The sequence below is a fragment of the Paenibacillus sp. MBLB1832 genome (assembly GCF_032271945.1).
GTDB lineage: Bacteria > Bacillota > Bacilli > Paenibacillales > NBRC-103111 > Paenibacillus_E > Paenibacillus_E roseopurpureus.
The window spans coordinates 1665333-1676016 of sequence record NZ_CP130319.1; the positions used below are offsets into that span (position 1 = coordinate 1665333).

At 48.6% G+C, this 10684-nt stretch carries 11 protein-coding genes and 1 riboswitch; of the genes, 7 read left to right on the forward strand and 4 right to left on the reverse strand.

Annotation, left to right across the window (positions count from 1 at the left end; translation table 11 throughout):
• Positions 1-264 precede the first annotated feature (264 nt).
• The gene (locus tag MJB10_RS07515) at positions 265-1203 is read right to left on the reverse strand and encodes an aldo/keto reductase (RefSeq protein ID WP_314803115.1); all 939 of its coding nucleotides are present in this window, start codon (positions 1201-1203) and stop codon (positions 265-267) included.
• A gap of 27 nt (positions 1204-1230) precedes the next feature.
• On the reverse strand, positions 1231-2229 hold the full coding sequence (locus MJB10_RS07520; RefSeq protein ID WP_314803117.1) for a Gfo/Idh/MocA family protein: 999 nt from the start codon (positions 2227-2229) through the stop codon (positions 1231-1233).
• Positions 2230-2355: 126 nt separating this feature from the next.
• Here MJB10_RS07520 and MJB10_RS07525 point away from each other — a divergent pair, with 126 nt between their 5' ends.
• The 6 genes from MJB10_RS07525 (at position 2356) to MJB10_RS07550 (ending at position 7569) form a co-directional block, all read left to right on the forward strand.
• The gene (locus MJB10_RS07525; protein ID WP_314803119.1) at positions 2356-3207 is read left to right on the forward strand and encodes a helix-turn-helix transcriptional regulator; all 852 of its coding nucleotides are present in this window, start codon (positions 2356-2358) and stop codon (positions 3205-3207) included.
• An 86-nt stretch (positions 3208-3293) separates the two neighbouring features.
• Complete coding sequence (locus MJB10_RS07530; protein ID WP_314803121.1) at positions 3294-3923, forward strand: DUF2238 domain-containing protein; 630 nt, start codon at positions 3294-3296, stop codon at positions 3921-3923.
• Positions 3924-3947: 24 nt separating this feature from the next.
• Positions 3948-5033: a lactonase family protein gene (locus tag MJB10_RS07535; RefSeq protein WP_314803123.1), complete on the forward strand. Its 1086-nt coding sequence runs from the start codon at positions 3948-3950 to the stop codon at positions 5031-5033.
• A gap of 311 nt (positions 5034-5344) precedes the next feature.
• Positions 5345-5794: a MarR family winged helix-turn-helix transcriptional regulator gene (locus tag MJB10_RS07540; RefSeq protein WP_314803125.1), complete on the forward strand. Its 450-nt coding sequence runs from the start codon at positions 5345-5347 to the stop codon at positions 5792-5794.
• A complete protein-coding gene (locus MJB10_RS07545; RefSeq protein ID WP_314803127.1) occupies positions 5791-7056 on the forward strand; it encodes an MFS transporter in 1266 nt (421 codons plus the stop codon). The genes MJB10_RS07540 and MJB10_RS07545 overlap by 4 nt, the downstream gene beginning before the upstream one ends.
• A gap of 138 nt (positions 7057-7194) precedes the next feature.
• The gene (locus tag MJB10_RS07550; protein ID WP_314803129.1) at positions 7195-7569 is read left to right on the forward strand and encodes a hypothetical protein; all 375 of its coding nucleotides are present in this window, start codon (positions 7195-7197) and stop codon (positions 7567-7569) included.
• A gap of 55 nt (positions 7570-7624) precedes the next feature.
• Here MJB10_RS07550 and MJB10_RS07555 read toward each other — a convergent pair whose 3' ends face one another.
• A complete protein-coding gene (locus tag MJB10_RS07555; protein WP_314803130.1) occupies positions 7625-7969 on the reverse strand; it encodes a LytTR family transcriptional regulator DNA-binding domain-containing protein in 345 nt (114 codons plus the stop codon).
• Positions 7970-8155: 186 nt separating this feature from the next.
• Positions 8156-9580: an NAD(P)/FAD-dependent oxidoreductase gene (locus MJB10_RS07560; RefSeq protein WP_314803132.1), complete on the reverse strand. Its 1425-nt coding sequence runs from the start codon at positions 9578-9580 to the stop codon at positions 8156-8158.
• A 59-nt stretch (positions 9581-9639) separates the two neighbouring features.
• Positions 9640-9738: riboswitch (purine riboswitch) on the reverse strand.
• A 218-nt stretch (positions 9739-9956) separates the two neighbouring features.
• Here MJB10_RS07560 and sigK point away from each other — a divergent pair.
• Positions 9957-10658: an RNA polymerase sporulation sigma factor SigK gene (sigK, locus tag MJB10_RS07565; protein ID WP_314803134.1), complete on the forward strand. Its 702-nt coding sequence runs from the start codon at positions 9957-9959 to the stop codon at positions 10656-10658.
• The last annotated feature ends 26 nt before the right edge of the window (positions 10659-10684 follow it).

Sequence of the window (10684 nt, forward strand, 5' to 3'; positions counted from 1 at the left end):
TCCCGTGCTGGAATTAGTCGTTAAAATCGACTTACTTGCCAACAAATGTGGCCTTGTGTCAGGAATTAGTCGAAGAAATCGACTAATTGGCGATCTTAGTGGCTCTCTTGTAGGATCTGATTCTAAGTGGACGCCATAAGGCGTTTTTTTAACGGTTGTCACAGCGCTTATTTAGTCCGATATGTACCGTTTTCAACTCTAACGGTTGACTGAGAGCTTATTTGCCAGATTTCTGCTTAAAACGCTCGAATTTTCGCACAGCAGCTACACCGCAGCTTCTGTCAAATCAAGCCACGCCAGCTCCTCTGCGCTGAGCACGAGCTGCGCGCCAGCGAGGCACGAGCGCATCTCAGTTTCGCTGCGCGGTCCAATCAGCGCGCACGCCGGGAACGGCTGGCTCAGCACATACGCCAGCGCGATCTGGATCGCGCTGACGCCTTTCTCTTCGGCAAGCTTCTGCGCACGCTGCAGTCGCGTCCAGTTGGCGTCGCTGTAGAAGACGCGAACAAGATCGGCGTTGTCGCGGACCTCGGGCGAGTACCGCCCCGTGAAGAAGCCGCGCGCCTGCGACGACCACGACAGCAGCGGGAACTGGTGCGCTTCGTACCAGCTCAGGGCTTCCGCATCGGCCGAGACGCAGCCTGGCCAGAAGGGCTCGTTAGGCTTCGCGAGGCTAAGGTTCGGGGAGCTGAAGCTGAAGCCGACGAGGCCGTGCTGTGCCGCATAGTCATTCGCTTCCTGCAAGCGTTGATGCGTCCAGTTTGATCCGCCGAAGGCGCGGATGCGCCCAGCTTCCAGATGCTCATTCAACGCTTCAACGATGATGCCGACAGGGGTCGCAGGGTCATCGCGATGAAGGCCGTACAAGTCAATGTAGTCGGTACGCAGTCGCTCTAAGCTTGTCAGCAAATCATGACGAATAGCCTCGGGATTGACGCGAGGGCCGTTCTGATCATGATGCGCGCCTTTCGTGAAGAGCACCATCTCTTCACGCTTTCCTGTCTCATCCAGCCAAATACCAATGGCCTGCTCACTTTGCCCGCCGCAATAAATATGGGCGGAGTCGATGGCGTTGCCGCCAATGGCCACATAATGATGAAGAATTTCGCTAACATCAGCGCCGTTGCTTAATGTGAAAAAATCAGAACCCATTACCAATTTAGATACCGGTTTATGTAAGCCTTTGATCTGAATATGCTGCATAGCCTTCTCCCTGCCCTTCATTTACGATTATTGAATGACAACACGCGTGCGAGTTTCCGCAGATACAAGACAAGCATCAATCACTTTCAGATTGGAAATGGCATCTTGCGGTGGGAAGCGAAGACTCTTTTCGCCCCAAGCGGCATACGCCAAATCATCAACTTGCAGGGCATATTGATTCAGGAAAGGTACTTGCTCTTCGCGCTCTTCATTCCCTACATAGACGCGGAAATGACCTGATTCTTCCGTCGGTGTGACAAAAGCAGAAGGAATCACGATGCGCCCCTTGGAACCAAGAATTTCCAACGTGTTACGGAACGAAGCCCACATCCCGCAATCGAAGGTTAACGCAACGTTGCCACTGAATTCAACGAGGCCAGACATCATCATATCGACGTTGTCATGCTCTGGGGAGAAGAAAGCGTGTGTCGTCACAGCTTCTGGCTCTCTTTCAAGCAGCAATCTAGCCGCACTCAGCGGATAACAGCCAACATCGTAGACCGAACCGCCGCCCCATTCGCGGACATAACGGACATTTTTATGATCATCTGGATTGCTAAATGTAAATGCACCGTGAATGCCGCGAATATCGCCGATTTCACCGGATTGCATAATAGCTTTTATACGCTCGTAACGAGGGTGATGGCGATACATGAATGCCTCTGCGAAGAGAACGCCTGCCTCTTCACAGGCTGTAATCATTTCTTGCACTTCCCCAGCCGTCAATGCGGCTGGCTTCTCGCACAGCACATGCTTCCCAGCCTCCGCTGCGCGAATCGTCCATTCTTTGTGCAGATGATTCGGGAGGGGGATGTAAATGGCATCAATATCAGGATCAGCGATTAATTCTTCATAACTGCCATAAGCTTTCGGAATCTCTAGCCGATCTGCCGCCTCTTGTGATTTCTCCAAATTGCGGCTCGCGATGGCGCTTACAATACCAGTTTGAGACTGTTTAATGCCAGGAATACAGGCGCGAAGCGCGATATTAGCACAGCCTAGAATCCCCCAACGAAGTTTGGTCATAACAACATATCTCCTTTGAATTGATAAAGTAGTGACGTTATATTGCCATTATAAATTGACTGAACTAAAATGAATATAATAATATTTTGTAATCAACTATCGGAATATTGTCATTAGGAGGGACCCGTGAATCCAAACAGGCATGTGATGCTCCCCACCCTTCAAAACTCGAACTATTTCATTTTTCCTGAATCTGTCGGCTGGTACCAGAATCAGCCCCAACATGAGGTAGAGCGTCCAGAGGGCATGTGGTCGACCTATAGTTTGCATTTTATCCTCTCAGGCAAAGGCTATGTTGAAATCGAGGGGCAGACTTATACTTTGCAAAAAGGCGATGGATTTCTATTTTTCCCGTATCAAAAACAACGGTACTACAGCTCCAAAGATGATCCGTGGAACATCCGCTGGGTTCATTTCTACGGTGATCACTTGAAGGAGTTTCTATTGGAAAAAGGATTTCTGCGCAATCTGTGGACGTTGAAACGCAGCGCGGGTCTGGAGAAAGCATTCCACGAACTGCTGCTTGAAGCAGAAACGTATCAAATCCTGCGAACGACCGAGCTGAGCACATTGGTTTACATGATTTTGAGTGAATTCATGAGTTATGCGGCACCTTTGACCGTCAATCGGGGGATGGAGTCCGTGGATCGGATGCTGGCCTTGCTTCCCGAGATGCAGCGAAGAGCTTGTGAGCCGTTCGTGCTCGAGGAGTGGGCGGAGACAATGGGCGTTTCCACGTACTATTTCTGCAAATTATTTCGTAAAGCCACTTCGATGACGCCTCTTTCGTTTATTACCTTATGCCGCATCCAGTTCGCGAAGCAGCGTTTGATTGAGAAGGAAAATTGGCCGATTAAAGACATCGCGGTTGAAGCGGGCTATACGTCGCCAAGCTATTTCAACCAACGGTTTCATGAGCATGAAGGGATGACGCCTAGCGAGTTTCGCAGCTTATACGGCCAGGGCATGTTCAATTAAGTATGGTACTAGATTAAGTTAGTACTTTGAGGAGTTTGATTCGCACAGTATGCTAATCCTGTAGATATGAGAAGGGGGCTGTGCGAATGCGGACAAATCCGAAACCGTGGAAGAAAAATGGGCAGTTACAGAGCATAATCGTGCTGTGGCTAGTTGTGTGGGGATGCTTAGCGATTGCACCCTATAGCCGCTACGACTGGGTACTGGAAAATTTATTAATCTGGGCTGCGCTGGCGGGGTTAGTCGGCACGTATCGACTGTTTACTTTTACGAACACCTCATATGCTTTATTGGCAGTTTTCCTGCTGCTGCATGCCTATGGCGCCTATACTTCGTATAACACAACGGGTTTTGATACGTGGATGCGTCAACTGTTTGGCACGGAGCGAGATAATTATGATCGACTTGTGCACTTCAGTTTCGGACTATTATGCGCGTATCCAATACGTGAGGCATTAGGGGCGTGGACAACGCTTGGAAGCAAATGGATTTATGCGATGACGTGTGTTATCGTTTTGGCTATGGGTGCTTTTTACGAGCTCATCGAAATGTGGGTGGCGTTCCTCGTCGCTCCAGAGTTGGGCATTTTATTTGTAGGTGCACAAGGGGATCCGTGGGATGCTCAGCATGATATGGCGGTAGCGATGTATGGCGCGATGATTGCGATGGGTTTGACGGCGATTTGGAAGCGCAAGCATATCGTGAGAAAGCAATGAAGACATAGGGAGGCAGAGGTTCGCATGTCCAATGGGGAAAATCAGTTAACGTACGTTTACACGGGTTCATACACGGATGATCAACATCCGAACGGCATTGCTTGCTACACTTTTAATGTTCAAAATGGGGAACTAACGCTGGTCGAAACGTACACCGATTTGCCTAACGCCTCGTATCTCGCTCTGAACAAAGACCGTACACGACTTTATGCCGTGAGTGAAACGGATACGTATGATGGGCGCGATGGCGGTTCGGTTGCCGCTTATGCGATTGATACGGATACAGGTCGTCTAAGCAAAATCAATCAGCAGCCGACGAACGGTTCCGCGCCTTGCTATATTAGCTTGGATGCGACGAATCGCTGCGCTTTTGTAGCGAACTATACGAGCGGCAGTGTGACTGTCTATCCGATTGATGCGGATGGCGGACTAGGCTCTCCGAGTCAACTGCTCAAACATGAGGGAGCACTTGGCCCGCAAGCGGATCGCCAAGAGGCGCCGCATGCGCATTCGATTGTCCCGTCACGGGACAATCGGTATGTCGTAGCAGCTGATCTCGGTCTCGATCAGCTGGTGGTGTACCGCTGGGACGCGACGCGCGGCGAGCTGCTGGCGCATGGCGCAGCAGCTATGGTGCCAGGCGCAGGCCCGCGGCACTTGGTTTTTAACGCGGACAACACGGTAGTGTACGCGGTGAATGAGCTGGATTGCACGGTCAGCGTGCTGTCCTATGAGGCGGACGCGGGCGTGTTGACCGCGGTCCAGACCGTTTCGACGCTGCCGGAGGGCTTCAGCGGCGAGAATTACTGCGCGGACATCCACCTCTCTGAGGATGGCCGCTTCTTGTACGCATCGAACCGCGGGCACGATAGTGTCGCGGTTTATGCAGTCGATCCGGGCAGCGCGCAGCTGTCGGTTCGGGGTTGGCAGTCAACGCTGGGGCAGACGCCGCGGAACTTCGCGCTGTCGCCAGACGGCGCGTATGTGCTCGCGGCGAATCAAGCGTCGGACAGCATCGTCGTTTTCCGCCGTGATGCGGAAACGGGGATGCTGCATGAAACGGGACATACCGTCGCGATTTCGCGACCTGTATGTGTGAAGTTTCTATAAAGAGCTGAGGAGCCAACTGGCTCCTGAAGCTGGAATTATGATTTTCATCATTTCAGCGCATGTATGTCTGAGATCTGCTTCTGTAGTGATGAATTTCATCATTTCAGTCTAGCAACTAGGCGCAACAGTTGAGTACCATGCCATGTCGTCTATTACATGAAGACGATGGGGCTTTTTGTTGATTTATCTGGCCAAACCCCTCACCCACCCCCAAAAATAACCGTTGCAAATGCAACGGTTTAGACGTACACTAAATTAGTGGCAAGTGCAACGAATTGGCTTGTATTTACTATTTTGGAGGAGGGAAGGCCATGATTGAAACGCGAAATTCGATTCCGCGCTGGGTTTCCCTGATATATCGGTATGGTCAGATGTACATAGGTGAACACTTGAAGCAATTTGAGATCGGAAGGGGCCAGCACATTTTTCTGAATGCGCTATACCGGGAAGACGGTTTGACCCAAGAAGAGTTAGCGGACTATTTGAAAATTGACAAAGGGACAACGGCGAAAGCGCTGAAGAAGCTCGAGGCGCAAGGCTATATCACACGCACAGTCAGTGAAAAAGATAAGCGTTGCAATGAGATCCATCTCACAGAGAAAGCTATAGAGATCAAAGAGGATGTACGTAAAGTACTCACGGACTGGCGTGAACGGCTAACGTTCGGCTTATCCGAGGAGGAGAAGGGGCTGGCGCTCGTTATTTTAGAAAAAATGGGACATAATGCGGCGCACTTTGCAGAGGAGGAGGTTGACGTATGAATATGAGGGCTGCGGGGTCTGTGTTCATTGATCGTCATTTCCATGCGCTCACGCACCGCAATTATCGGTATATGTGGTTCGGGCAATGCGTATCGCTTATCGGGACTTGGATGCAAAATATCGGGCAATCCTGGCTCGTGCTCACCATTACGGGTTCGTCGCTGAAACTGGGGATCGTCGCTGCGTGTCAGTTTCTTCCCATCCTGCTGTTCTCCTTATTTGCTGGCATCATCGTGGACAAATATCCAAAGAAACAGATCTTGATCGTCACCCAGACTGTTTCCATGATTCTTGCCTTTGCCTTGGCTGCTCTAGTGTTAACGGACACTGTTCGTTATGAATATATTTTAGTATTAGCACTGTTGCTAGGGTTGAATAACACGCTGGATATGCCGACTAGGCAGTCTTTTAATGTAGAAATCGTGGGCAAAGACGATCTAATGAATGCTGTTGCACTGAATTCCACAACATTTAATATGGCCAGAATTATCGGGCCTTCGATCGGCGCTGTAATGATGGCTTGGCTTGGGGCGGGGTGGTGCTTTCTGCTAAATGGCTTTAGCTTCGTCGCTGTGCTCTACGGCTTGGCTCATATTGAAACGGCTCCGTATGTGCGTAAAGCGCGTTCTAAGGAAGGTATTTTCAAAGAGATTAAAGACGGCATCGTTTATATCGCCAAAGATCCGCTTTTGTCGCCAACCGTTCTGCTGGTTGCGGTCATTGGGACGCTCGCTTTTAACTTCAACATTCTCATTCCAGTTTTCACCAAAAATGTGCTGCATATGAGCGAAACGACGTATGGTTCCCTGATGTCCTGCTTAGGGGTGGGTTCGCTGGCAGGGGCGTTAACGATGTCTTTTCGCAGTAAAAAGGGGCCAAAACTGAAAGTCAGCATGATTGCCAGCTGTATGGTTGGGGTTTGTTTAATTTTAAATGGGCTAACGAGTTCAGTGTGGATCTGTGGTGTCCTGCTTGCTTGTACGGGTTTCTTCAATATTATGCTCGCAACGAACAGCAATTCCGCCCTTCAAATGAATGCCAAAGACGAGTTTCGCGCAAGGGTAATGAGTGTTTATGCCCTTGTTTTTGCAGGTTCGACGCCGATCGGCAGTTTGTTCTCAGGCTTTATTGCGGATCATTTCGGGGCGAATGGCGCCTTTATTGTGTGCGGAATGTTAACGGGGGCCTTATGTTTATTAATCACTTGGAAATATAAGTCCTCCTTAAGTCCTAAGTTGGTTGGCAGTCAAGGAAATGACTAGGTATTCGTACCTAAGCTCTTCTTAATATTCTAAAGAATCCATAATCTGGGTTGTCAATTTACGAGGGTTTGGATACAATATGAGGATAAGTCAACGTGCCTGAGGAGGAGTCTTGTGCTGGGACTATTGAAAAGATGGATGCATAAACCAAAGCAGGAACCGGTGCACACAGCCGATTATAAAACGATGGAAATCGACGTGACCATTAAATGTTTTGTCTCGGATAAGGATAAGCCGTTTCGTGTCACCTTTAAGGTGGAGAAACAAGGCTCTTTCTTTTCCAAAGATATTTTCGTGAAACATGTGGATCAGAAGACCCCTTATGAACTCGTACATAATTTTTCTACACTTGGCATGAATCACGATGAGCTGATGAAGTATGGCAGTACAGACCATGCGGAATATAGCTTTGCAACGCTTGAAGAAGCCAAGAGAGTGAAAGATACGACCGTCGGTTACATCCGCTTTCTAATTCGTGAGCATCAACAAGAATCACTTGCCAAAATTTCATAAATTGATAAGAACAAAGGAGCTAGCGATTGGATCGCTGGCTCCTTTGTTTGTTGCTTTATTCCGCCTTCTGCTGCTGAACGAGCTCTTTCAGACGGTGTTGACGAAGCTTCGTAATGGAGGTGAATTTGGATTCAGCTCCTCTAACTTCGAAGTAGACTTTGCCATCTTGGATGTTTTGAATCTTGCGTGTGTTGACGTAGCAGTCTGTGTTAACTTTGAAGAAGAAGCTGTTTGAGGTCATCGTTTGGATTTGCTCCGTATTCAATCGCTTTTTGACATGGTAGTTCTTCCCGTGAAAAGAGACAAGTCCGTGTTCGCCAACGCGGAAATACATGATATCCTTCTCTAGTATGAAATCCTCATAGGTATTCGTGTTCTGAACTTCGAGCGCTATACTCATTTTGTCTGCCCCCTTCTAAAATGATAACGCTTACATTCTTTGTGACGGTATTATCTTACCATACTATGGATGGAATGAAAAGGGTTTATCCCATTAAAAAAACCGACAAATTTCTATCCCAGATGGAAGAAAATGTCGGTATAAATTCAGAAATTGACGAGTGTACAAGTATTTCCTCGGAAATAATTAGAGCGAAATATGGCGCGCAACCCAAACACCTGCTGCCCCTGCTTGCGCTAGTCCTCTAGTAATGCCTGCACCATCACCGCCGCAGTATAAGCCCTTGATTTCGGTTTCAAAATGCTCAGTGAGCTTCGGGCGAGCGGAGTAGAATTTGGCCTCAACGCCGTAGAAAAGCGTATGTTCAGACGCGATCCCTGGTGTTACTTTTTCTAGCGCATGAATCATTTCAATGAGGCTTTTCATGGTGTTGTAGGGTAGCACGAGTCCAAGATCGCCAGGAACGGCTTCTGCTAATGTGGGCTCTAAGAAACCTTCACGTATCCGATCTGCCGTAGATCTGCGACCGCGCATAATGTCGCCGAATTTCTGCACAATAACGCCTCCGCTAGATAAATCATTGGCGTGCTTACATATCTCCCGCGCGTACTCATTCGGTTTATCGAACGGCTCTGTAAACTTATGGGAGACGAGCAGGGCGAAATTCGTATTGCTCGAGCCAAGTGCAGGATCCTTATAAGAGTGACCATTCGCGGCCATGATGCCGCTGTGATTCTCAACGACAACATGCCCAGATGGATTGGAGCAGAATGTGCGCACGCGAGTACCGACCGACGTGTTATAAACGAATTTGCCTTCATATAAATGCTCGTTGATCTCACGCATGACGACATCCGACGTTTCAACGCGTACACCAACGTCTACTTGGTTGTTGGACATTTTCAAACGGCGCTTCTTGAGCACCTGAGTCAACCAGGCAGATCCGTCACGCCCAGGAGCAAGCATCACGTGGTTGCTGCGAAGTTCAGTGCCGTCTTTTAAAAGAATACCTTGGATGATATGCTTGTCGCCTTGTTTCACAGTAAGGATATCTTCGACTTCCGTTTTGAATTGCATATCGATGCGTGTTTTCAAATACTCATAGATCGATTTCAGAATGGACAAATTCTGCTCGGTACCGAGATGACGTACTTGAGCTCTAAGCAACTTCAAGCCCGCCGCGTAAGAGCGCTGCTCGATACCTTTGACCGCTTCCGTCGTAGGATCGGTAATCGAGTCTGTCGCGCCATGCTGCAGATTGATGTGATCGACATAACGAATGAGCTCCATAACTTTGCTCGGAGACAAATAGTCCGTCATCCAACCGCCGAATTCGGTCGTGATGTTGAATTTACCGTCGCTATAAGCGCCTGCACCGCCGAAGCCCGAAGTGATCGAGCAAGCTGGAAGACAGCCAGCATAGTCTTTTTTGCCTGCTGGAGGGGGGCACAGCTTGATTTTATTTTCAAGAATCGGACAACTGCGTTTGTATATATCGTGGCCTTTGTCGACGAGGAGAATACGTGCTTGAGGGTGGAGCAATGTCATCTCATAGCAGGCAAAAATGCCTGCAGGTCCTGCACCTACAACGATAAAATCATAAGCTTTCACGGTAACAATCTCCTTTGGAAACGTCATATTGGACGCAAAAAAACCTAGCCACACGGTATGCTGAAAAAAGCACCCGTCGTAGCTAGGAAGTTATGGCTCCCTCTAGAGACCCTCAAGCCAATCCTCGAGGATATACGAACGATTCATTATGATGTGGCTGGTTGTTATCGCCTTAGTTATCATAATACGAACGTTATTGGATGTCAATGAGGTATTGTTCGTGAAATAATAGGATCAGAGGGTTGCACCACAGCCGTTTATTTTGTTTCTACACGTACAGGCACTTCTAGGCAGGAACCCACATACACTAATACTAATCGCAAAGCGGAGGTTTCCGAACAGCTAAGATCCGCACACACTGAAGGGGGTAGCTGGAATGCCTGGATTCTTTAGCGCAATCGCTGTATTAATAAAGCAGCTCACTTTACTTGTCTCCTATGTTAAAAACAATGCGTTTCCACAGCCACTTACAGAGGAAGAAGAAGAACGACACTTGCGGCAAATGGCTGAAGGTAATGAGCACTCCAGAAACAAGCTGATTGAGCATAATTTAAGGTTAGTTGCCCATATAGTCAAAAAATTCGATAATACAGGGGAAGATTTGGAAGATTTGATCTCTATCGGGACGATCGGATTGATCAAAGCTATCGAATCTTTTTCCCCAAACAAAGGGACGAAACTGGCTACGTTTGCGGCGCGTTGTATTGAGAATGAGATATTGATGCATTTGCGTTCGTTGAAGAAGACAAGAAAAGATGTGTCCCTGCATGACCCAATCGGAACGGACAAAGAGGGGAATGAGATTACGCTCATCGACATCCTCGGCAGCGAGGCGGACGATGTCGTAGATGCGGTACAGCTGAAGATCGAGAAGAGTAAGATCTATAAGAATTTGGATATTTTGGATGACCGTGAGAAGGAAGTTGTGGTTGGTCGGTTTGGGTTGGAGTTAGGTGGGGAAGAGCGGACGCAGCGGGAGATTGCGAAGGAATTGGGGATCAGCCGCTCGTATGTGTCACGGATTGAGAAGCGGGCGCTCATGAAGTTGTATCATGAGTTTTATAAGGCGAAGCGGTGAGTTCAACGAAAAACTGCCACATCCGA